Below are 23,118 nucleotides of genomic sequence, written 5' to 3' on the forward strand. Positions count from 1 at the left end.
TGGCAAACGCGCGGCCGGAGGGCTTCAGCGCGAGGGAGTTCGCGCTTCCCGGTTCGCTAGACGCCGTAGAGACGAAGCTCGTCGGCAGTGATGAGACGCTCGGCCTTGGCCGGGAACTCGCGGCTCTTCAGCGGGTGACGGAGGAGTGACCAGGCGATTCGGCTGACCCGAGACCGGGATAGCGGGTTGACATACACGGAACTGACTCCTGTGTCGAAACCGATAGCTGACCGGGGCCCAACCTTACCGCAGTGCCCCCATGAAGTCATTAGAACCCGACCGTCGGCAAACTGTGGTAGGCGCGCCGGTAAATCGTCTGATGTTTTTAGAGTTGCTGAAGTGACAGATGTGACTCGCATCCGTGCCGCCGCGGTCATGGCCTGAGGAACACGTCATCCAACGTCACGGTGCGCAGTCCGCGCGCCCGGACGATGTCGACCAACTGCCCGAAGACCTCGGTGACGGGTCGGTGGTTGAGGTGGCCGATCACGATCGTCTGCGCGGTGAAGTGTTTGTCGGCCATCGCGACGACCTCGGCGGCAGGGATCCACACGTGGTCTTCCAGCGTGCCCGACCACAACGTGTCGACGGTGTAGCCCAGATCGGCCGACACCTTGTCGACGTGCGGGCTGGTCGCGCCGTAGGGCGGCCGGAAGTACGGGCGTGCGTCGACGCCGTACGTCTTCCACAGGAAGTCGTGGTTGCGCCGGAACTGCTCGGCCACGTCGATGAGCGGCAGCTTGGTGAGGTCGGGATGCGACCACGTGTGGTTGGCCAGTTGGATCTGACCGTCGTCGACCAACGGCCTCAACAGGTCGGCGTGATCGGTCCATGACCGGTAAATCCCGTTGACGAAGTAGGTCAGCCGTATCCCGGTGTCCTTGGCGAATTGGGTGTAGGCGCGCACGACCTCACTGCTGACCCCGTCGTCGACGGTCAGTGCCAACAGGTCTCCCTGGCCGGGCAGGGTGCTCAGCACCCCACCGGGTAGCGCGATGCGCGCCGACTTCGGAGGCGGCGGCAACAGGCCGACCGAGGGTGCGGGCGGGACCTGCGCGGCCACACCAGCGACTCGCGGTTGTGCCGCGGTCGCGCAGCGGCTCAGGCCCACTGCGCCGAGGGTGGCGACGGACAGGGCCGCGACGAAGTTGCGCCGGTTGAGTCTCAGCCCGGCGCCGGCGGTTGGGGAGCGGCCGATCACCGCCCTTACTGTCGCGCGCTCAGGCGCAAAAGCCGCACATTGCGCGGCGTGTCGCGTCGGAACCTACCGGGACCTACCGCTGCGGTACGGCGGTCGGCTTGATCGGCGCCGGAAGCGCCGACCGGCCCATCAGGTAGCGGTCCACACCCGCCGCGGCCGCGCGGCCCTCCGCGATGGCCCACACGATCAGCGACTGCCCGCGCCCCATGTCGCCCGCGACGAAGACGCCGGGCACCGAGGAGGCGAAGTCGGCGTCTCGGCTGACATTGCCCCGCTCGTTGATCTCGACGCCGAGGTCGGTCAGCAGGCCTTTGCGCTCGGGACCGGTGAAGCCCATCGCGAGCAGCACGAGATCGGCTTCCATCTCGAACTCGGTGCCCTCGACCTTCTCGAACTTGCCCGCGTTCATCTTGACCTCGTGGCCGCGCAGTCCGGTGACATGCCCGTCGCGGCCGATGAACTCCTCGGTGTTGACCGAGTAGACGCGCTCGCCGCCTTCCTCGTGCGCCGAGGACACCCGAAACATCAATGGGTAGACCGGCCACGGCGTCGAGTCGGCGCGTGTCTCCGGCGGCCGCGGCATGATCTCGAACTGGTGCACGCTGGCCGCGCCCTGGCGGTGCGCGGTGCCCAGACAGTCGGCGCCGGTGTCACCACCGCCGATGATGATGACCTTCTTGTCTTTCGCGTGGATCGGCGGCAGGCCGTTCTCGTCGGTGACGGGGTCGCCGAACTGCACGCGGTTGGCCCACGGCAGGTACTCCATCGCCTGGTGGATGCCGTCGAGCTCGCGACCCGGGATCGGCAGGTCGCGCCGCTCCGTCGCGCCGCCGGCGAGCACCACCGCATCGAACTCCTTGCGAAGCTGCTGCGCTGTTATATCAATGCCGACGTTGACCCCGGTGCAGAACTCGGTGCCCTCGGCCGCCATCTGCTCCAGACGACGGTCGATGTGGCGCTTTTCCATCTTGAACTCGGGGATGCCGTAACGCAGCAGCCCGCCGATGCGGTCGTCGCGCTCGAACAGCGTGACGCTGTGCCCGGCGCGGGTCAGCTGCTGGGCGGCGGCCAGCCCGGCCGGGCCCGAGCCGACGACGGCGACCTTCTTGCCGGTCTTGACCTCCGGCGGCAGCGGCGTCACCCAACCCTCGTCGAAGGCCTTGTCGATGATCTCGACCTCGACCTGTTTGATCGTGACCGGATCCTGGTTGATGCCCAGAACGCAGGAACCCTCGCACGGCGCGGGGCACAGCCGGCCGGTGAACTCCGGGAAGTTGTTCGTCGCATGCAGCCGTTCGATGGCGTCGCGCCAGCGGTCGTTGCGCACCAGGTCGTTCCACTCGGGGATCAGGTTTCCCAGCGGACAACCGTTGTGGCAGAACGGAATCCCGCAGTCCATACAGCGGGTTGCCTGCTCACGCAGGGTGTCGTGGGAGAAGTCCTCGTAGACCTCTTTCCAGTCGCGCAGGCGAATCGGCACGGGCCGCCGCTGCGGCGTCTCGCGCTGGGTGTATTTGAGGAAACCGCGGGGATCAGCCACTGGCGGCCGCCATTATCGCCTCGTTGACGTCGGCGCCGGTGCGTTCTGCCTCGGCGATCGCCTCGAGCACCCGTTTGAAATCGCGGGGCATCACCTTGGTGAAGTGCTTCACGTTGTTGTCCCAGTCGTTGAGTATCCGTGCTCCGACAGCGGAATCGGTGGCGTCGACGTGGGCCTGGATCATGCCCGCAAGCCATTCGAGGTCCTCCTCGTCGAGGCCCTCCAGTTCCACCATCTCGGCGTTGAGGTTGTCCGGTAGCGCGCCGTCGGGGTCGTAGACGTAGGCGATGCCACCGGACATGCCCGCGGCGAAGTTGCGCCCCGTCGGACCGAGGATTGCGATCTTGCCGCCGGTCATGTACTCACAACCGTGGTCGCCCACACCTTCGACCACCGCGTGCGCACCGGAGTTGCGCACCGCGAACCGCTCGCCGACCTGGCCGCGGATGAACACCTGGCCGCTCGTCGCACCGAACAGGATCACGTTGCCCGCGATGATGTTGTCCTCGGCGACGTAGTCCTCGGGTGCGCTGTCCGATGGCCGCACCACGATCCGTCCACCCGAGAGCCCCTTGCCGACATAGTCGTTGGCGTCGCCGTAGACCCGGAGCGTGATGCCCTTCGGCACGAACGCCCCGAAGCTGTTGCCCGCCGAACCGTCGAAGGTGATGTCGATGGTGCCGTCCGGAAGGCCCTGCCCGCCATAGGCTTTGGTCACCTCATGACCGAGCATCGTGCCGACTGTCCGGTTGACGTTGGCGATCGTCGTCGAGAAGCGCACCGGCGTCTGTGAATCCAGCGCTTCGCGGCACATCACGATCAGTTGCTGGTCGAGCGCCTTGTCAAGGCCGTGGTCCTGACGCGAACTGCAATACAGGTCCTGGTTCATGAACGCCGACTCGGGCTCGTGTAGAACCGGCGTCAGGTCGAGCTTGTAGGCCTTCCAGTGCTCGGCGGCCTTCGTGGTGTCCAGCGCGCCGACTTGCCCCACCATCTCGTTGACGGTGCGGAAGCCCAACTGGGCCATCATCTCCCGCACCTCTTCGGCGATGAACATGAAGAAGTTCTCGACGAATTCGGGCTTTCCGGTGAACCGCTCGCGCAGCACCGGATTCTGGGTGGCCACGCCCACCGGACAGGTATCGAGGTGGCAGACGCGCATCATGATGCAACCCGAGACCACCAGCGGCGCGGTGGCGAAGCCGAACTCCTCGGCGCCGAGCAGTGCGGCGACCACGACGTCGCGGCCCGTCTTGAGCTGACCGTCGACCTGGACGACGATGCGGTCGCGAAGACCGTTGAGCAGCAACGTCTGCTGGGTTTCGGCCAGGCCGAGTTCCCACGGGGCGCCGGCGTGCTTCATCGACGTCAGCGGGGTCGCGCCGGTACCGCCGTCGTGGCCGGAGATCAGCACGACGTCGGCATGCGCCTTGGACACACCGGCGGCAACCGTTCCGACGCCGTTCTCGGATACCAGCTTGACGTGCACGCGCGCCTGCGGGTTGGCGTTCTTCAAGTCGTGGATCAGCTGCGCGAGATCCTCGATCGAGTAGATGTCGTGGTGCGGCGGCGGGGAGATCAGCCCGACGCCGGGCGTCGAGTGCCGGACCTCGGCGACCCACGGGTAGACCTTGCCGCCCGGAAGCTGGCCGCCCTCACCGGGTTTCGCGCCCTGAGCCATCTTGATCTGGATGTCGGTGCAGTTGCTCAGGTAGTGGCTCGTCACGCCGAACCGCCCCGAGGCCACCTGCTTGATCGCGCTGCGGCGCCAGTCGCCGTTCTCGTCGCGGTCGAAACGCGACACCGCCTCGCCGCCTTCGCCCGAATTCGATCGTCCGCCAAGGCGGTTCATCGCGATAGCCAACGTCTCGTGCGCCTCGGCGGAGATCGAGCCGTAACTCATCGCGCCGGTCGAGAACCGCTTGACGATCTCGCTGGCCGGCTCCACCTCCTCGAGCGGCACCGGCGGGCGCAACCCGTCGCGGAACTTGAGCAGGCCGCGCAGCGAGGCCATCCGCTCGCTCTGATCGTCGACGAGCTTGGTGTATTCCTTGAAGATCTCGTACTGGCCGGTGCGAGTGGAATGTTGCAGCTTGAACACCGTGTCCGGGTTGAACAGGTGGTACTCACCCTCCCGGCGCCACTGGTACTCGCCGCCGACCTCGAGTTCGCGGTGCGCCCACTCGTCGGGCCGGTCGAGATAAGCCAACGCGTGCCGGGCGGCGACATCGTCGGCGATGTCGTTGAGGTCGATTCCGCCGACGGGACAGGTCAATCCGGTGAAGTACTCGTCGAGCACCTGCTGGTTGATGCCGATGGCCTGGAACAGCTGGGCGCCGGTGTAGGAGGCCAGCGTCGAGATGCCCATCTTCGACATCACCTTCAGCACGCCCTTGCCCGCGGCCTTGACGTAGTTGGCCTTGGCCTGGTCGCTGGAGATGCCGGTGATCACGCCGCGGTCGACCATGTCCTCGATCGACTCGAAGGCCATGTATGGGTTGATCGCAGCCGCGCCGAAGCCGCACAGCATAGCCATGTGGTGCACCTCGCGGGCGTCGCCGGCCTCCACGACCAGCCCGACCTTTGTGCGGGTGCGTTCCCGGACGAGGTGGTGGTGCACGGCCGAGACCGACAGCAGCGACGGGATCGGCGCCATCTGCTCGTTGGATTCGCGATCCGAGAGCACGATGATGCGGGCTCCCTCGCGAATCGCGGTCGACACCTTGGCGCGCACGTTGTCCAGCGCCTCCTTGAGACCCTGCCCGCCTCGGTTGACCGGATACAGGCAGCGGATGACGGCCGCGCGCATGCCGTGCTTACGCCCGCGGATCTCGTGGTCGGGGTCGACGCAGATCAACTTGGACAGGTCGGCGTTGCGCAGGATCGGCTGCGAGAGCACGATCTGTCTGCAGGATTCCGGACCCGGGTTGAGCAAGTCGCCCTCCGGTCCGACTGCGCCCTGCAGGCTGGTGACGACTTCTTCCCGGATGGCGTCCAGCGGTGGGTTGGTCACCTGGGCGAACAGCTGCTGGAAGTAGTCGTAGAGCATCCGCGGGCGTTGCGAGAGCACCGCGACCGGAGTGTCGGTGCCCATCGAGCCCAGCGCCTCGGCGCCGGAGCGCGCCATCGGCGCGACCAACAGGTTGAGCTCCTCGTAGGTGAAGCCGAAGATCTGCTGGCGCAGCACGACCCGGTGGTGCGGCATCCGCACATAGTCGCCCGGCGGCAGCTCATCGAGGTCGAACAGGCCGGCGTCGAGCCACTCCTGGTAAGGGTGCTCGGCGGCGAGCTCGGCCTTGATCTCCTCATCGGAGACGATGCGGCCCTTGGAGGTGTCGACCAGGAACATGCGGCCGGGCTGCAGACGCATCCGCTTGACGACGGTCGACGGGTCGAGTTCGAGCACGCCTGCCTCCGACGCCATCACCACCAGGCCGTCGGCGGTGACCCAGATCCGCGACGGACGCAGGCCGTTGCGGTCGAGCACGGCGCCGATCACCGTGCCGTCGGTGAAGCAGACCGATGCCGGGCCGTCCCACGGCTCCATCAGCGAGTCGTGGAACTCGTAGAACGCCCGGCGCGCCGGGTCCATCGACTCGTGTCGCTCCCACGCCTCCGGGATCATCATCAGCATCGCGTGCGGCAGGCTTCGCCCGCCCAGGTGCAGGAGTTCGAGCACCTCGTCGAACCGGGCGGTGTCCGACGCCCCGGGGGTGCACACCGGGGTGATCTTGTCGAGATCCTGATTCGGGCCGAACACGTCGGTCTTGATGAGCGCCTCTCGTGCGCGCATCCAGTTCTCGTTGCCGGTGACGGTGTTGATCTCGCCGTTGTGGGCGATGCGCCGGAACGGGTGGGCCAACGGCCACGACGGGAACGTGTTGGTCGAGAAGCGTGAGTGCACGATGCCCAGCGCACTGGTGAGGCGGTCGTCCTGCAGGTCGAGGTAGAAGGCCTTGAGCTGCGGGGTGGTCAGCATGCCCTTGTAGACGAAGGTCTGCCCGGAAAGGCTTGGGAAGTAGACGGTTTCACGCCCGGGCCCGTCCTGGCCCGGGCCCTTGGTGCCCAGCTCGTGCTCGGCGCGCTTGCGCACCACGTACGCGCGACGCTCTAAATCCATGCCCGACGCACCGCCCATGAACACCTGCCGGAATGTCGGCATCGCGTCGCGGGCCAGCGCGCCCAGCGGCGAGTCGTCGATCGGCACCTCGCGCCAGCCCAGGACCTCGAGCCCTTCGGCCTCGGCGATCTTCTCGACGGCCTCACACGCGGTCGCCGCATCCTTCGACGACTGTGGCAGGAACGCGATTCCGGTGGCGTAGCTACCCGGCTCCGGCAGCTCGAAGTCGACCACCTCGCGCAGGAACGCGTCGGGAACCTGCAACATGATGCCCGCACCATCGCCGGTGTTCGGCTCGGCACCCTGCGCGCCGCGGTGCTCCAGGTTCACCAGGGCGGTGATCGCCTTGTCGACGATGTCGCGACTGCGGCGGCCGTGCATATCGGCCACCATCGCGACGCCGCACGCATCGTGCTCGAACGCGGGGTTGTACAGCCCTTGCATCCTGGGCGCCATTCGCACCTACCCTTTTCCTGCACGTCTTATGAAGCTTCTGCCTGACAGCCGTAGACAGCGGCGGTTAGCCGGTCCGGCCATGGAGTGCCTTCGTGCAGCATCGAACGCCGGCCTGTATCCACTTGCCCCGAGTGGAGAAAACGATATGACAAACACCGGGTGACATGCCAACTTAGTAGACCCTAACTACATCGGCGGGACGGTGCGGCCGTCTCGCTTGCCACCACTCGGTTTTGCACCCAACATCGTTGCGGCCCTGGGATTTTCAAGGCGATCAGCGATTCTCCAGCGTGGTGCGGTACACGTCACACTTGCCTCCCGACGCCGCCTGGCGTTTGCTGAAGGGCGCTTTTTCGGCGCTTTTTCCAGCTTAGACCGCTGCGTACGGGTTTGCGAAAAGCCTAGCCAGATTCTTAAGAAAGCGCTTTCAGGCTGGCTTCGGGGGTGAGGTTCAGCCGTCGCAGCAGTTGAGCGTTGAGCGCCACCACGACCGTCGACGCCGACATCAAGATCGCGCCGACGGACATCGGCAGGATGAAGCCGACCGGCGCCAGCACCCCCGCGGCCAGCGGCAGCGACACCAGGTTGTATCCCGCTGCCCACCAAAGGTTTTGCTGCATCTTGCGGTATGCGGCCCGAGAGAGCTGCAGCACCGACAGCACCGAGCGCGGATCCGAGCCGGCCAGGATCACCCCGGCCGAGCCGATCGCCACGTCGGTTCCCGCGCCGATCGCGATGCCGACATCGGCCTGGGCAAGCGCGGGGGCGTCGTTGACGCCGTCCCCCACCATCGCCACCTTGCGCCCGTCGCGCTGCAACTGGGCCACCTTTGCCGCCTTGTCCTCCGGTCGTACCCCGGCGAACACCCGCTCGATCCCCAAGTCGGCGGCCACCGACTGCGCGACGGCCTCCGCGTCGCCGGTGATCATCACCACTTCGATGCCCAGCTTGGTCAGCGCCTCGACCACCTGGCGGGACTCCGGTCGCACCTCGTCAGCCAGCTTGATCGCACCGGCGGCCTCACCGTCGACCACGACGTGCAGGATGATCGCCCCTTCGTCCCGCCACTGCCCCGTTTCGGGCAGGTCGGCGAGCCCCGCTTCGGCCAGCATCCGCGGCCCGCCGACCTGAACGGTGCTGCCCTCGACCATGGCCTTGACGCCCACCGCCGGGGACGAGCTGAAGTCGGTGGTCGGCGGCAGGTTCAGCGAGCGGTCGCGCGCGGCCGCGACGATCGCCTCGGCCAGCGGATGCTCGGAGTACGCCTCGGCCGCCGCCGCCCACGTCAGGACATCCTCGGCGGAACGGCCGGGTGCGGTCGCGACCGCGGTGACCGTCGGCTCGCCCTTGGTCAGCGTGCCCGTCTTGTCGAACAGCACGGCTTCGACGGTCCGCATGCTCTCCAGCGCCAGCCGGTCCTTGATCAGAACGCCTCCGCGTGCGGCGCGTTCGGTGGCGATCGAGACCACCAGCGGTATCGCCAGCCCCAGAGCGTGCGGGCAGGCGATCACCAGGACGGTAATGGTCCTGATGACGGCCGCGGCGGGCAAACCCACGAACGACCACACCACGGTCGTAACGATCGCCGCCGACAGCGCGAACCAGAACAGCCAACCCGCCGCCTTGTCGGCCAGGCGCTGCGCCCGCGACGACGAGTTCTGCGCTTCGGTCACCAACCGCTGGATACCGGCCAGCGTCGTGTCGTCGCCGACCGCGCTGACCTGCACCCGCAGCCCTGAGTCGGTGGCCACCGTGCCGGCCACGACGTGGTCGCCCGCCTCGCGGCGAACCGGCCGCGATTCGCCGGTGACCATCGACTCGTCGACGTCCGCCGTACCGGCGATGATCTCGCCGTCGGCCGGGATGTTGCCTCCGGGGCGTACCAGCACGACGTCGCCCACACGCAACTCGGCCGGTGCGACGATTTCCGTGCCGCCGTCGACGACCCGCTCGGCCTCGTCGGGCAGCAGCGCCGCCAGGGAGTCGAGCGCCGATGTGGTCTGCGCGAGCGAGCGCATCTCGATCCAGTGCCCGAGCAGCATGATCACGATCAGCAGTGCCAGTTCCCACCAGAAGTCCAGCTCGTGGTGCAAGACACCGAGGCTCGCACCCCAGGACGACAGGAACGCGACCGTGATAGCCAGCCCGATCAGCAGCATCATTCCCGGTGCGCGGGAACGGATTTCATTGACGGCCCCGGACAGGAAGGGCCGCCCGCCCCAGACGTACATCACGGTGCCGAGCACCGGCGGCACCCATCGGACCCCGGGGATGTCGGGCAGCGAGTAGCCGAGGATCATCGAGAACATCCCCGACAGCGTGACCGTGGGCACGGCGAGCACGAGCATGGTCCAGAACAGGCGCCGGAACTCGGCGACGTGGCCAGAATGATCGTGGCCGCCCGAGTGGTCTTGGCCCTGCGGATGGTCGTGCCCCGAATGACCGACCGCGGCCGTGTCTGGGTGCTGGGCGCCATGGCCGGCGTGCGTCATAGCGGCCATGCTATACCCCCTAGGGGTATATGGCCAGGGCTTGTTCGGTCACGCTGTACCTCGATGTCGCATCCACTGAACACTCCGCTGGGCCGGTTCGGCATCGTGACGTCCACGGACGCGCCCGGTGAGTGCGTGGCCTCGATCCCGGTGGGCGGCATGGTGAACCCGCTGACGGGCGCCCCGACGATCGCGCCCATGGCGATGCTCGTCGACCACGCGTGCGGCCTGGTCAACCACCGGCGCCGCGCCGACGATGAGTGGACGGTGTCCAGCGAGCTGTCTCTGGAAGCCGATCCCGACGCCGCCGAAATCATCGCGGGCACCCCGGATGTACCGGTGGTCGCGACCGCCCGACCGTTCGGCGCCAAGAGCGACGTCGCGTTGGCGTTGTGCGAGCTGACTCACCGCGACACTGTGCTCGCCACGGCCACCGTGCGTTCGTTCTACATCCACTCACCCGCCGACATCGCACCGTTTCCCGACGGTCCGTCCGGCCCGCTGCCGCCGGGCACGCTCGCCGACCGGATGGCGGTTCGCGTCGCCGAGAGCGGCGGCGCGGGGCGGGTTCTGCTGCAGGACGAGGACCCCGTCTTGAACAACGCGATCGGCATCGTGCACGGCGGGGTGACCGCCATGGCGCTGGAACTGGTGGCGTCGGCGGCACTCGACACCGATGGTTCAGACCGGCCGCTGCGGACCGCGTCGTTGCGGGTCAACTTCATGCGGCCCTTCCACAGTGGGCCCGAATCTCGTTATGTGGGAACCGCTTTGCGCATCGGGCGCCGGACGGGCGTCGCCGAGGGGCAAGCCGTCGGCCCCGGTGGAGGTGTGGCGATCCTCGCCAGACTGACCGCATACCGCTGATCTGCGCACTAGCATCTGGAGACCATGGCCGAGACCCGTGAAACCGGCGGCGGCCTCGGGGGATTCGTTCGACGCTCCGGCTACATCCGTAAGTGGCTGATTCTCGGGATCGCGATCGGCGTCATCGCCGGCCTCGGCGCGGTGGTGTTCTATCTGGCGCTCGACTATGCGGGCGACTTCCTGCTCGGTGACCTGGCCGGCTACCGGATCCCCAAACCGGTCGGCGACGGCGGCGATCCCGGCTCGGCGGGCTTCGACCGGCCGTGGGCCATCCCACTGGTGGTCTGCGGCGGCGCTCTCGTATCGGCGTGGCTGGTCGCGAAGTTCGCACCCGAGGCCGAAGGGCACGGCACCGACAGCGCGATCGAAGCCGTGCACACCGACCCCCGCGCCATCCGGGGACGAGCCATCGTCATCAAGACCATCGCCAGCGCCCTGACCATCGGGTCGGGCGGCTCCGGCGGCCGCGAAGGCCCCGCCGCGCAGATCTCCGCGGGCTTCGGATCCATGCTGACCCGCTGGCTGAACCTGTCCGACGAGGACGGGCGGATCGCGGTGTCGCTCGGCATCGGGTCGGGTATCGGGGCGATCTTCGGCGCCCCGCTCGGCGGCGCGGTGCTTGCGGCCTCGATCGTGTACCGCCGAGATTTCGACTACCGGGCGTTGATACCGGGATTCATCACCTCGGCGACCGCCTACTCGGTACTGGGTTCGATCCTCGGCTTCGACCCGCTGTTCGGATTCGTCGCCGCCGACTACCGCTTCGACAGCCCGCTCGATCTGGGCTGGTTCGTCGTGCTCGGAGTCGTCGCGGCCGGCGTCGGCTACCTCTACGCGCGCATCTTCTACGGAACCGTCGCACTGACCGGTCGGCTGCCCGGCCACAAGGTGCTCAAACCCGCGGTCGGCGGGCTGGCGGTGGGACTGCTGGGCCTGGCGATCCCGCAGGTTCTGGCCAGCGGATACGGATGGGCGCAGAAGGCCACGGCCACCGACACACTGATGGCGATACCGCTGTGGATCGTGCTGCTCCTGCCGCTCGCCAAGATCGTGGCGACGTCGTTGTCGATCGGCACCGGCGGTTCGGGCGGCATCTTCGGGCCGGGTGTCGTGGTAGGCGCCTTCGTCGGCGCCGCGCTGTGGCGACTGGGCGATCTGGTCGACGCCCCTGGAATCCCCGACAGCCCCGCCACCTTCGTCGTCGTCGGCATGATGGCGTGCTTCGGCAGTGTCGCGCACGCGCCGCTGGCCGTGATGATCATGGTGGCGGAGATGACCGGCTCGTTCTCGGTGATCCCGTGCGCGATGGTCGCCGTCGGTATCGCCTACATGTTGATGTCGCGCACCGACGTCTCGATCTACCGCGCGCAGCGCCTCGACCGGGACGCCGCCGACGCCGCGCGTGGCGCCGACGGACGCCGGCCACCTCCGCCCGAAACGACTACTTGACCGGCGCCTTCTTCTTGGCCTGGCTGGCGGCGTCCTTCTCCGTCGACGCGCCCTTGTTGGCCAACTGGCCACCGGAATTCTCCAGGTGCGCACGCACGAACCACTGGAACTTCTCCAGCTCCGCGGCATGGCCGATCAGCATGTCCTCGGTGACCGGATCGGAATCCTCGGCGTCCTCGATGTTCTTTCGGGTGTCCTCGATGACTCCGTCGTAGACGAGATCGAGTGCGGCCAAGTGTGCCTGCACGGTGTCGCGGTCCAGCGAGTAGTCATCCCAGGAGCGGTCGCCGATGATCGCGCCCGGCGTGCCCTTCGGCGAGTACCCCAGAGTCGCGATGCGCTCGGCGACCTCGTCGGCGTAGCCACGCACCAACTCGACCTGCGGGTCGATCATCTCGTGGACTCCGATGAAGTTCGGGCCCACCACATTCCAGTGAATGTGCTTGAGGGTCAGGTGCAGATCGTTGTACCGGCTCAGCTGCTTCTGCAGCAGCTCGGCCATCTTGGCCGCGTCTTTGTCGGTCATACCCGGAACGGTGTACTGAGACTTAGGCATGGGAAAGCTCCTTTGCACGCATACGGTGTCGAGGCTTCGACTACCCGCTGCGTCGGCGAGGTAATCACCACGTCACAGGCGTCACATCTCGATCAGATTCGGAATCGCCATGCGCGGGCCGAACCGCGGAAGTACCGCGAGACCGCTCACTTCCAACAAGCGCACAGCGCGGTGACGGTGCGGGCGAAGCGGTTCGAGCAACTCGACCATCGCGGGATCGTCGATCGGATGGCCCAGCAGGCTCCACCCGACCATCTTCGCCAGGTGGTAGTCGCCGACCGAGAGCGCATCCGCGTCACCGAACGCGCGCTGACTCGTCTCGGCGGCGGTCCACTCACCGACCCCCGGAAGCGACGCCATGGCGGCACGCGCCCTGGCCGGTGACCGGGCGCCCAGTCGTTCCAGCGAGTCGGCGCGCTGAGCGCACACGACGACGGTGCGCGCGCGGCGCGGATCGACGTTGGCGCGGTGGAACTCCCACGACGGGATGCGGCGCCAGACGTCACCGGGCGGTGGCACCCGCATGTGCGCGGGCGCCGGTCCGGGTGCGGGGGCGCCGTACTTGGTGACCAGCAGCCGCCACGCGCGGCGCGCGTCCTTGCCGTAGACCCGCTGTTCGAGCACCGCGGGAATCAGGGCTTCGAGCACCCGGTCGGTGCGGCCCAGCCGAAGATGCCGCACGCGTCGATGTGCGGCGGCGATGGTCGGTTCCGTGGGCGCGAAGCCGACGCTGTCGTCGTACGCGCCGAGTTGGGCGGGCAGGGTCTCGGCGAATTCGGTCGCGCCGTCACCCCACGCTTCGCAGTCGACGGTGTCGGGTGCCGATTTGGTGAGGCGCGCGGTGACCGGGCCGCTACGCATCAGGCTGGTGCGCCAGATCGCGCCGTCGGGGGCGTCGAAGTAGCAGGGGTCCTTTCGGCCACGCCGCAGCGGCGCCAAGGTCAACGCGGGGCTGACCGGGCCGTCGAAGACGACCCTGACCGAGGTGTGCACCGGCCAAGGTTATGCCGGGCCTACGCGTTATGCGTGAACGACGGTGACCTCAGCCTTGTCCGGGTAGAACGCGACGTGACCGGCGATGGGGGCGACGGCGGGGTAGGGCTTCTCGTAGGTCCAGATGGCGTCCTCGACGACCGCGCCGCTGCCGGTCACCAGGTCGTAGTAGCTGGCGTCGCCCTTGAACGGGCAGTACGTCTGGGTGTCGCTGGGCCTGAGTTTGTCTTGGATGACGTCGTTGTGCGGGATGTACTGCACCGCCGGATAGGTCGACTCCCGCAGCGTCAACGCCCGATCTGTGTCGGCGACGATCTCGCCGTTCACCCGGACTGTGACGTGTCTGCCGGTCGGCTCGACGGTGATCGGGTGCTCCGCGGTGGGCTCGAGTACGGGTCGATCGCTCATGTCATGGCCAACGCACGAGGTGCCGGTCGGAATTCCGGACGTGTCGGGGGGTGGTGGCATAGTCGAACACATGTTCGGATCGGACTTCGCAGCGGCCGACGACGCCGCTGTGGTCGCCGCCATCGCGGAGGGTGCACGTGCGGAGGCGCAAGCCGCCGCACGCCGGCTCGCGGCCATTGCAGAGTTGGTCCGGCGCAAGGTCTGCGATGACGACGAGCGGCAGCGGTCCTCGTTCGATCCGTGGGATGCCGTCGCCGCCGAGGTGGCCGCGGCGATGACGGTCGGTCATCGGCGCGCTTCGGGGCAGATGCGCATCGCGCAGGCGCTGCGCGAGCGGCTGCCACAGGTTGCCGCTTTGTTCGAGCAGGGCGGTATCAGTGCGCGGATCGTCTCGACGATCACCTGGCGCACCACGCTGATCGAGGATCGTGAGGCGTTGGCACTCATCGACACCGCACTCGCCCAACGGGCGTCGCGGTTGAGTCCGCTGTCGGAGCGGCGACTCGACGATGCGGTCGACGCGCTCGTCCACCGGTTCGACCCGCTCGCCGTGCGGAAATCAAAAACTACGGCCCGCACCCGGGACTTCCACTTCGGGGACGAAGACGACGCGGCCGGCACCACTTCGGTGTGGGGCCGGTTGTTGGCCACGGACGCGGCCGCCCTCAAACGGCGCGTCGCCGAGATGATGAAGGGGCTGTGCGACGACGATCCGCGCAGTATGGGCGAGCGGCGCGCCGACGCTGTCGGTGCGTTGGCGGCCGGCCATGACCAATTGGCTTGTGCGTGCGGATCGCCGACATGCGCCGCTGCCGGTGTGCAGGCGTCGAATGTCCTCATACACGTGATCGCCGATCAAGCCGCGATCGACGATGCCACTCGCATAACCAAAGGCGAGGCCGCTGCCACAACCGAAGGCGAGGCCGCTCCCGCTACCGAATGCGACGCGGTCAGCACTGCCTTCCGCGACACAGGCGGCACCGCCTCACCCCGTGGGGACGCGTTACGCCCCAAGAAACGTGGCACTGCAGTACTGCTGGGCCACGGGGCGTTGCCCACGTTCCTACTGCCCTGGCTGATCAGCCGCGGGGCGAAGGTGCGCCCGATAAAAATGCCGGGGTCGAAAGCCGAGTCGCGGTATCAGCCGTCAGCGGCGCTGGCCGAATTCGTGCGCATGCGTGATATGTACTGTCGCGCACCGGGATGCGACGTGCCCGCCGACCTCTGCGATCTCGACCACACGACCCCGTGGCCCCTGGGACCCACGCATCCGTCGAACCTCAAATGCCTGTGCCGTAAGAACCACATGATGAAGACATTCTGCGGCGGCCCTGACGGATGGCGCGACATACAGCTTCCGGATGGGACTGTCATCTGGACCGCACCGAGCGGCCACACCTATACGACCTACCCCGGTAGCAAGCTGTTCTTCGAATGGGACACGACCACGGCCAACTTGCCACCGCCACCGGATATTCCACCACCCGCACCTGATCGAGAAGCAAAGATGCCGAAGCGAAGACGCACTCGCGCGGCCGAATTCGCCGCACGCATCAAAGCTGAGCGGGCGCGTAATGTCGATCCTGCACCGTTCTAAGAGCCGACGCCGGCTAGTGCGGTCGGTCGCCGAACCGCGCCGCTACCGCGATGTGTGTCAACGACGGGTCGGCCTTATTCAGGTAGTACGCCGTCCGTTCCGAAGTAGGTGGTGTAATCGGCTGATGGCACAACTTGAACGGCACGGCGCGGTGTACGTGTTGCCCCTCGGCGAGGACGAGAACCGCTTCCACCCCGACCGGCTGACCGCGATGAACTCGGCACTCGACGAGGTGGAGGGCGCCGACGGGCCGAAGGCCGTCGTCACCACAGGCAGCGGCAAGTTCTACTCCAACGGGCTCGATCTGGACTTCATGGCTGCCAATCCAGATGCGGCCGAGGCCAACCTCGCCGACGTGCACGCGCTGTTGGCGCGCGTGCTGGCGTTCCCGGCGCCGATCATCGCCGCGGTGCAAGGGCACGCCTTCGCTGCCGGAGCGATGCTGGCGCTGGCCCACGACCAGATCGTCATGCGCGCCGATCGCGGCTTCTTCTGCCTGCCCGAGGTCGACCTCGGTATCCCGTTCACCGCCGGGATGAACGCGCTCATCCGGTCCCGCCTGCCGATCGCGACCGCGCACGAGGCGATGACCACGGCGCGGCGGTACGGCGGCGAGGACGCCCGCGCGGCCGGAATCGTCGCCGCCACCGCCGGGGAGGGTGACGTCCTCGACGCAGCGGTCGCCCGCGCCGATGCGCTGGCCGCCAAAGCCGGCGCGGTGTTCGGCACGATCAAGGCACGCTTGTACGCCGAAGTGATCGCCGAACTCAAGGTGCGCTAGCCGCCGAACTGAACATCTGCACGATGTTTCCGGCATTTTCCATGCATAGCTTCAGTTTCGAGTGCAACTCCTCAGAACGCCCAGCGGTGATACTGCGCCATGTACCGCAACGCCGGCAGCGCCGACATCGCCCGCCCCATCGCCCGGTAATACCAGGCGACGTCGCGGAATGTCGGCGAATCGAACGGTGACACCCACGCCAGCAACCGCACACCGGGCACCGCCTCGGCGATATCGTCCGGACCGTCGACCCCCCACTGCAGCGTCGCCCCCGAGCGCCGCACCACCGCGTTCAGGACCTGCGACCGGATGCCGAGCCGGCTGAACGCGTCGAATTGCAGTTCCCCGGAGGGAAACCCGTCGACCACCCGCCGCAGCAGCGTCGCACCATCGGATTCCGTCAGATACATGGTGAGGCCCTCGGCGATCATCAAAGTCGGCCGGTCCGAGGGGATTTCGGGCAACCACGAGGCATCCGTGACCGAGGCGCCGATCACCCGGTAGTGGTCGCGGTCCGGATAGAGTCGCGTGCGCAGACTCGCGACCTCCGGATAGTCGATGTCGAACCAGTCGACCCCGGGACCGGCGTCCACCCGAAACGCCCGCGCGTCCAGCCCGCATCCCAGGTGCAGCACGACCGCCCGCGGGTGCACGGCCAGGAACTGGCGCGTCCACCTGTCGAAGTGCGCGCTGCGGGTGGTCACCGATGCCGAATTGGCCGGTGTGATCGTCGTTTTCGACCAGTCATAGTCGATGCGCTCAACGATGTCCTTGGCGAACCGGTCACCCAGGATCGAGTTCGGCAGGTCGGCGTCGAGCGCCTTGGCGTAGAACGTCGCAAGCATGGTCTGCGGCGCACCGGACAAATCGACGGAAAGCTTGTCGGGCATCTCTACTCGCGGGCTAGCCTGCCTTGCTCGTACGCCGCGCGTCCCGCAACCCCGCCCAGAACCTGGCGGCCTCGCGGATGGACTCCTCGACAGGCCTTGGACTCCAACGTAATTCGCGTCGGGCCTTGCTGCAATCCACTGGCGCTTCCGCACGCATCAGCCGCAGCGAGCCGAGCGAGAACTTCTCGTCCTTGCCGGTCACCCGCGCCTTGGCGGTGCCCAGGGCGGCCATCGCGTAGGAGACCGGCAGCGGGAGCGACTTCGTCGGCGCAGGCATCCCCGCGGCTTCGGCCGCGATGCGCACCACCTCCGCATTGCTGATCATCTTCTCCGAGATCAGGTACCGCTCGCCGACTCGACCGTGCTCGGCGGCAAGGATCATGGCGCGCGCCGCGTCGTCGACACCCACGGCCTCCAACTCGATGCCGCGCATCACGAACGGCAGCTTGCCGAACGCCGCCCCGGCGATGATCGCGCCGTGCGGGGTGCGTCCCCAGTCGCCGCCGCCGTAGGTGGTCGACACGCACATCGCCACTGCGGGCACGCCGTGCTCGCGCGCATATTGCAGCACCAGCGTCTCGGCCTGTACCCGCGACCGCACATACGGCGTCAGACCTTTGTCCACGATCACGTCGTCCTCGGTCGCCACGTGCCCACGCCTGCGGCCGACCGTCACATAGCTGCTGGTGTAGACGAACCGCCGCAGACGCATGTCCTTGGCGACCTCGAGCACGTTCCGGGTGCCTTCGACGTTCGTATAGAACAGCGGCGTGGGGTCCTTGAGCCAGCCGCGCGTGTCCACGACGCAGTAGTACACGTCGTCGACTCCGGTCATCGCCGCGCGCAGCGTGTCGTTGTACCAGATGTCGCCGAGGAAACGCTGCACGGGCAGATCGTCAATGCTCTTGGTGTTCGCGTTCGGGCGGACCATGACGCGGACGTCGTGACCGGCGGCCACCAGCTGCCGGGTGACATGGGATCCCAGGAAACCGTTCGCCCCGATGACCAGCTTGCTCACTTGCCTCCTCCGTACTGCTTCATCCACTCCTCGGCCTCAGGCGGCAAGGTGCCGAGTTCGGCGGCCTTACGGCACCATTTGACCGTCGCCTTGACGAACCGCAACGGGTTGTAGATGTCCTCTTGCCGTCGCCACAGTCCGTCGCCGGCGTAGGTGACGATCGAGATGTTGGTGGCGCTGATGACGGTGCCGTCGCCGGGGTCGCGCATCGGGTTGTCCAGCTCGCAGATGATGCGGCCGGTCGGCTCGTCGATCACGGTCCACCGCGACGGGAACGACGTCATGTAGCTACCGGGAAACGACTCCATCGTCTTCCAGATCCAGGGGCGCACCTGTTCGCGGCCGCGCATGGTGCCCGCCGCGTGCTCGACGTAGATGACGTCGTCGGTGTACTGGTCGACCCAGGGATCCCAGTCGCGGGTCTGTGCGGCGCGGTCGACCGTCGCCTCGAACTGTTCGAATGCCGCGGCCAATTCGTCGCGGCTGAAGGTGCTGCCCGTCACACCAGAACTAGAACACGTTCTACCGAGCTTGTCGAGGGTCAGAACGCGGTCAGCACCTGGCGGCTGCCCAGCGGATTCTGCAGCGGGACGTCGAGGATCCCCGACACCGCGATCATGATGCAGGGCCGGCCCGCGGCTTCGGGAAGCGCGCCGCCGACGAGTTCGACGGTGACGGTTTCGGGTGTCTCCTGCACGGTCGCGTGCACGCCGTAACACTGCGGTGTGCCGGTGGTGAAATGCACCCCGACGGCGCGGTCGCCCGCGACACGGTTGTATGACTCGGCGCGCATCGGGTGCGGGTCGACGATCGCGGGATTGTCGATGAACAGCAGGCCCGGATAGCCAGGCCGTTCGGGCAGCACCGCCGTCTCCGCCGATGCCGCCGGGGCCGCCCACAGGGCCAACGCAGCGGCCATCACAGCGAGGAACAAGCGCATCACACAACCGTAATCGCCGGCTGGAACATGGCGGTCGGTTCGGTGGTTATACAGGCACTATGGCAAAGCAATACAACAAGAATCCGGCCGCGGTGAACGCGTTGTCGCCGGAGCAGTACCAGGTCACGCAGAAAAACGGCACCGAGCGGCCCTTCACCGGTGAGTACTGGGACAACCACGAGCCGGGCATCTACGTCGACGTGGTCTCGGGCGAGCCGTTGTTCGCCTCGGTTGACAAGTTTGACAGCGGGACCGGGTGGCCCAGCTTCACGCGTCCGATCGACGCGACCAACGTCGTCGAGAAGCGCGACTTCTCGCACCTGACGGTCCGCACCGAGGTGCGCTCGGCGCACGGCGACAGCCACCTCGGCCACGTCTTCACCGACGGCCCCCGCGCAGAGGGTGGGTTGCGCTACTGCATCAACTCCGCTTCGCTGAGGTTCATCCACCTCGACGACCTCGAGGCCGAAGGGTATGGCGAGTACAAGAAGCTGTTCGTGAATGAGGAGGCGCAAGCATGAGCGACCACAAGACGGCCATCCTGGCGGGCGGTTGCTTCTGGGGCATGCAGGATCTGATCCGTAGGCAACCGGGCGTGGTGTCGACGCGCGTCGGCTACACCGGCGGCGAGAACGCCAACCCCACATACCGCAACCACCCCGGCCACGCCGAGGCGATCGAGATCGTCTACGACCCGGCGCGAACCGACTACCGCACGCTGCTGGAGTTCTTCTTCCAGATCCACGATCCGACCACGAAGAACCGCCAGGGCAACGATGTCGGCACCAGCTACCGGTCGGCGATCTTCTACCTCGACGACGAGCAGAAGCGCGTCGCGCTGGACACCATCGCCGATGTCGACGCGTCAGGACTGTGGCCCGGCAAGGTCGTCACCGAGGTGACTCCGGCCGCCGACTTCTGGGAGGCCGAGCCCGAGCACCAGGATTACCTGGAGCGGTACCCGAGCGGCTACACCTGCCACTTCCCGCGCCCGGGCTGGAAACTGCCCAAGCGCGAAACGGCCAACCAGTAGCGCGCTAGCTGCGGTGGCGCACCACGACGCGGCCGCCGTCCTTCGGGGTGAACGCGATCCCGCGGAAGTGCACCTTCTCGTCGGGTGCGTCGTCGGTCTCGATCACGAAGTGGCGCAAGATCGTTCGCAGGACGACGTCCATCTCGACGTTGGCGAACGCGGCACCGATGCACCGGCGCGTCCCGCCGCCGAACGGCACCCACGCCGTCGGCGGACGCTTACCCAGGAACCGGTCGGGATCGAAGCGTTCGGGGTCGGGGAACACGTCCGGGTTGACGTGCATGTTCGCCAGCGCGACCATCACGGTGTAGCCGTGGGGGATCCGCCACTCGCCGGCGTCGAAATGCGGTGCCAGCACGTGGCGTCCGGAGAAGTCGATGACGGTCCGGTTGCGCTGCAACTCGTTGATGAAGGCCTGGCGGTACTCGTTGCCGCCGGCGTCGTTCTCCTCGACCAGTTTGGCCAGCACCGCGGGATGGCGGCGCAACCGTTCGAATGCCCAACCCAGCGTCGACGCGGTCGTTTCGTGGCCGGCACCCAGGAGGGTGATCAGCTCGTCGGAGATGTCCTGGTGCGACATCGGGGTGCCGTCCTCGTAGGTGCTGCCCAGTAGCAGCGCCAGGATGTCGGTGCGCTCCTCGCGGGCGGGGTCGGCCTCGGCTTTGTCGATCAACGCGAACACGGTCCGGTCGAAGTTGCGCCGGAACGTCTCCAGTCGGCCCCACGGGCTGTAGGGACCGGTCTTGAACGGCGGCTCGGGCAACGTCGCCATGCGCGAACCGAGTTTGGCCCACGGCGGGATGATCTCGCGCAGATAGTCCAGTTCGGCGCCATCGGCCCCGAACACGGTGCGCAGAATGACATTCAGCGTGATCCGGTTCATCGGTTCGAGCGTCGCGAACTCGACGCCCTCTGGCCAGGTCGCGGTCTCGCGGAGCGTCTCCTCCTCGATGATCTTCTCGTAGTTCTTGATGCTCTGGCCGTGAAACGGCGGTGCGAGCAGCTTGCGGCGCTTGCGGTGCTCGACGCCGTCGAGCGCGAAAACCGAACCGGGGCCGAAGATCCGGGACAGGTTCGGCTGCACGTTGATCAGGTCGTCGGTGCTCGCCAGGTACACGGTGCGGATCAGCGCCGGATCGGCGATCACCACACTGCGACCGAAGAACGGCACGTTGATCGCGAACACCGGACCGTATCGCTGAAGCGCTTTGCCGAGAAACCAGCGGCGGAATCCCGCCATCAGCACCATCTGAACGGGTTTGGGCAGCGGTACCGCCGGCGGCAACTTGCCTGGCGTGACCGGTGCTTGCTGGTCGGCGGCGGTGGCGTTGGTCATCGGTTCCTTCACTCCTCCTGCGCGAGCGGTGTCTTGCGGCGGTGCACCACGATGCGGCCGCCGTCCTTCGGGGTGTAAGCCACGCCGCGCGAGTGCGTCTTCTCCGCAGGCGCCGCGGTGGTGTCGATCACAAACTGGCGCAATACAGTCCGCAGCACCACATCCATCTCGACGTTGGCGAACACGGCGCCGACGCAGCGGCGGGTGCCTCCGCCGAACGGGATGAAGGCGAAGGTCGGCGGTCGCTCGTCGAGGAAGCGCTGGGGGTCGAAGCGCTCGGGGTCGGGAAACTCAGCGGCCCTGTCGTGCATCAGCGAGATGCTCGCCAGCATCGTATAGCCCTGTGGGACAACCCATTCACCCAGCTCGAAGGTGGGCGAGTAGACGTGTCTACCCGCGAAGTCGATCACCGTGCGCGACCGCTGCACCTCCGCGAGCACGGCCTGCCGATAATCGTTGCCGTCGGTCTCCGCCTCGGACACCAGCTTGGCAAGGACGTCGGGATGGCGGGTGATCCGCTCGAACGCCCAGGCCAGGGTCGAGGCCGTGGTCTCGTGTCCGGCCGCAAGGAGGGTCAGCAGTTCGTCGCCGATGTCCTTGCGGGACATGGCGCTACCGTCCTCATAGGTGCTGCCGAGCAACAGCGCAAGAACGTCGGTCCGCTCGTCGAACCCTGGGTCGGCCGTGACCCGGTCGATCAGCTTGTCGATGGCCTCGTCGTATCGCCTGCGGTACTCGGCCAGCCGCCCCCACGGACTGAACCTTCCGTATGTACGTGACGGTGCGGGCAACGACGCCAGCCGCGAACCGAGCGTCACCCACGGCGGGATGATGCGCCGCAGGTCGTCCAACTGCTCACCATCGGCGCCGAACACCGCACGCAGGATGGCATTGAGGGTGATACGCATCATCGGTTCCAGGGTCGGAAACGCCTGACCCTCGGGCCAGTTCGCCGATTCGCGCAGGGTCTCCTCTTCGAAGATCGCCTCGTAGTTCTTGACGCTCTTGCCGTGGAACGGTGGTGTCAGCAGCCGCCGCCGGCGCCGGTGTTCGGACCCGTCGAGCGCGAACACCGAACCGGGGCCCAGCACGCGCGACAGGTTGGGTTGGATGTTGCCGACGTCGTCGGTGTTGGCCATGAACATCTGCTTGGCCAGCTGCGGGTCGCCGACGACGACCGTGCGGCCGAAGACCGGGACGTTCATGGTGAAGACCGGGCCATGGAGGCGGGCGAACTGGGCGACGGTCCAGCGCCGGGAAACCGCGAACGCGAGACCCAGCAGCGGCTTGGGAATCCGCGCCTTCGGCGGCAGGTTGACCGCGGCAGGCGACGCCGCTGCGGGTGTGGGCTTATCGACGACCAAAGCTTCGCTCATGACGCTCCCAGCCTGTTCCCCGGTACTACGATGTACCGTAGGTTCGTGTAGTACGGTACCGCTTG

The 23,118-nt window shown here is 67.2% G+C and carries 19 protein-coding genes; 6 read left to right on the forward strand and 13 right to left on the reverse strand.

The window, feature by feature from the left end; translation table 11 throughout:
• Nucleotides 1–373: 373 nt before the first annotated feature.
• The 4 genes from A5790_RS06105 to A5790_RS06120 all read right to left on the reverse strand — a co-directional run bounded on the left by A5790_RS06105 (nt 374) and on the right by A5790_RS06120 (nt 9,809).
• Nucleotides 374–1,201 (reverse strand): polysaccharide deacetylase family protein, encoded by an 828-nt coding sequence (locus tag A5790_RS06105; RefSeq protein WP_082961606.1) that lies wholly within the window; start codon nt 1,199–1,201, stop codon nt 374–376.
• A gap of 73 nt (nt 1,202–1,274) precedes the next feature.
• Nucleotides 1,275–2,741, reverse strand: a complete 1,467-nt coding sequence (locus A5790_RS06110; RefSeq protein ID WP_064395053.1) for a glutamate synthase subunit beta — start codon at nt 2,739–2,741, stop codon at nt 1,275–1,277.
• Complete coding sequence (gene gltB, locus A5790_RS06115) at nt 2,734–7,317, reverse strand: glutamate synthase large subunit (RefSeq protein WP_064418173.1); 4,584 nt, start codon at nt 7,315–7,317, stop codon at nt 2,734–2,736. Before gltB ends, A5790_RS06110 begins: the two co-directional genes overlap by 8 nt.
• A 413-nt stretch (nt 7,318–7,730) precedes the next feature.
• Nucleotides 7,731–9,809, reverse strand: coding sequence for a heavy metal translocating P-type ATPase (locus tag A5790_RS06120; protein ID WP_066842039.1), 2,079 nt, complete (start codon nt 9,807–9,809; stop codon nt 7,731–7,733).
• 63 nt (nt 9,810–9,872) lie between these two features.
• Here A5790_RS06120 and A5790_RS06125 point away from each other — a divergent pair, with 63 nt between their 5' ends.
• Both A5790_RS06125 and A5790_RS06130 read left to right on the forward strand, forming a co-directional pair.
• On the forward strand, nt 9,873–10,676 hold the full coding sequence (locus tag A5790_RS06125; RefSeq protein WP_066841892.1) for a PaaI family thioesterase: 804 nt from the start codon (nt 9,873–9,875) through the stop codon (nt 10,674–10,676).
• Nucleotides 10,677–10,700: 24 nt separating this feature from the next.
• Entirely contained in the window at nt 10,701–12,125 is a 1,425-nt protein-coding gene (locus A5790_RS06130) for a chloride channel protein (RefSeq protein ID WP_066841893.1), read from the forward strand.
• Here A5790_RS06130 and A5790_RS06135 read toward each other — a convergent pair.
• From A5790_RS06135 to A5790_RS06145, 3 genes are all read right to left on the reverse strand, one after another.
• On the reverse strand, nt 12,118–12,681 hold the full coding sequence (locus A5790_RS06135; protein ID WP_064418170.1) for a Dps family protein: 564 nt from the start codon (nt 12,679–12,681) through the stop codon (nt 12,118–12,120). The genes A5790_RS06130 and A5790_RS06135 overlap by 8 nt on opposite strands.
• Before the next feature lie 81 nt (nt 12,682–12,762).
• Complete coding sequence (locus A5790_RS06140) at nt 12,763–13,674, reverse strand: DNA-3-methyladenine glycosylase (protein ID WP_064395048.1); 912 nt, start codon at nt 13,672–13,674, stop codon at nt 12,763–12,765.
• A 27-nt stretch (nt 13,675–13,701) separates the two neighbouring features.
• Nucleotides 13,702–14,082, reverse strand: a complete 381-nt coding sequence (locus tag A5790_RS06145) for a DUF427 domain-containing protein (RefSeq protein WP_064418168.1) — start codon at nt 14,080–14,082, stop codon at nt 13,702–13,704.
• Nucleotides 14,083–14,152: 70 nt separating this feature from the next.
• Between A5790_RS06145 and A5790_RS06150 the strand changes: the two genes are divergently transcribed.
• Nucleotides 14,153–15,679 (forward strand): HNH endonuclease signature motif containing protein, encoded by a 1,527-nt coding sequence (locus A5790_RS06150; protein ID WP_066842041.1) that lies wholly within the window; start codon nt 14,153–14,155, stop codon nt 15,677–15,679.
• Nucleotides 15,680–15,803: 124 nt separating this feature from the next.
• Nucleotides 15,804–16,460: an enoyl-CoA hydratase-related protein gene (locus A5790_RS06155; protein ID WP_066841894.1), complete on the forward strand. Its 657-nt coding sequence runs from the start codon at nt 15,804–15,806 to the stop codon at nt 16,458–16,460.
• Between the two features lie 71 nt (nt 16,461–16,531).
• On the opposite strand, the gene A5790_RS06160 is transcribed toward A5790_RS06155, so the two are convergent.
• The 4 genes from A5790_RS06160 to A5790_RS06175 are packed head-to-tail and all read right to left on the reverse strand — an operon-like array spanning nt 16,532 to nt 19,308.
• Nucleotides 16,532–17,350, reverse strand: a complete 819-nt coding sequence (locus A5790_RS06160) for a class I SAM-dependent methyltransferase (RefSeq protein ID WP_066841895.1) — start codon at nt 17,348–17,350, stop codon at nt 16,532–16,534.
• A gap of 13 nt (nt 17,351–17,363) precedes the next feature.
• Nucleotides 17,364–18,368 (reverse strand): NAD-dependent epimerase/dehydratase family protein, encoded by a 1,005-nt coding sequence (locus A5790_RS06165; protein ID WP_066841897.1) that lies wholly within the window; start codon nt 18,366–18,368, stop codon nt 17,364–17,366.
• Entirely contained in the window at nt 18,365–18,871 is a 507-nt protein-coding gene (locus A5790_RS06170) for a nuclear transport factor 2 family protein (protein ID WP_066841899.1), read from the reverse strand. The genes A5790_RS06165 and A5790_RS06170 overlap by 4 nt, the downstream gene beginning before the upstream one ends.
• Before the next feature lie 38 nt (nt 18,872–18,909).
• Nucleotides 18,910–19,308 carry a hypothetical protein gene (locus A5790_RS06175; RefSeq protein WP_066841901.1) on the reverse strand — a complete coding sequence of 133 codons (399 nt, stop codon included), beginning with the start codon at nt 19,306–19,308 and terminating at the stop codon, nt 18,910–18,912.
• 59 nt (nt 19,309–19,367) lie between these two features.
• Between A5790_RS06175 and msrB the strand changes: the two genes are divergently transcribed.
• Both msrB and msrA read left to right on the forward strand, forming a co-directional pair.
• Entirely contained in the window at nt 19,368–19,829 is a 462-nt protein-coding gene (msrB, locus tag A5790_RS06180; protein WP_066841903.1) for a peptide-methionine (R)-S-oxide reductase MsrB, read from the forward strand.
• Nucleotides 19,826–20,341 carry a peptide-methionine (S)-S-oxide reductase MsrA gene (gene msrA / locus A5790_RS06185; RefSeq protein ID WP_066841905.1) on the forward strand — a complete coding sequence of 172 codons (516 nt, stop codon included), beginning with the start codon at nt 19,826–19,828 and terminating at the stop codon, nt 20,339–20,341. The genes msrB and msrA overlap by 4 nt, the downstream gene beginning before the upstream one ends.
• Nucleotides 20,342–20,345: 4 nt before the next feature.
• Here the strand turns inward: msrA and A5790_RS06190 are convergent, their stop codons facing one another.
• The gene (locus tag A5790_RS06190) at nt 20,346–21,677 is read right to left on the reverse strand and encodes a cytochrome P450 (protein WP_066842043.1); all 1,332 of its coding nucleotides are present in this window, start codon (nt 21,675–21,677) and stop codon (nt 20,346–20,348) included.
• 8 nt (nt 21,678–21,685) lie between these two features.
• Nucleotides 21,686–23,053: a cytochrome P450 gene (locus tag A5790_RS06195; protein WP_066841907.1), complete on the reverse strand. Its 1,368-nt coding sequence runs from the start codon at nt 23,051–23,053 to the stop codon at nt 21,686–21,688.
• Nucleotides 23,054–23,118 lie beyond the last annotated feature (65 nt).

It is taken from the genome of Mycobacterium sp. 852002-51152_SCH6134967 (assembly GCF_001667105.1).
Lineage (GTDB): Bacteria > Actinomycetota > Actinomycetes > Mycobacteriales > Mycobacteriaceae > Mycobacterium > Mycobacterium neumannii_A.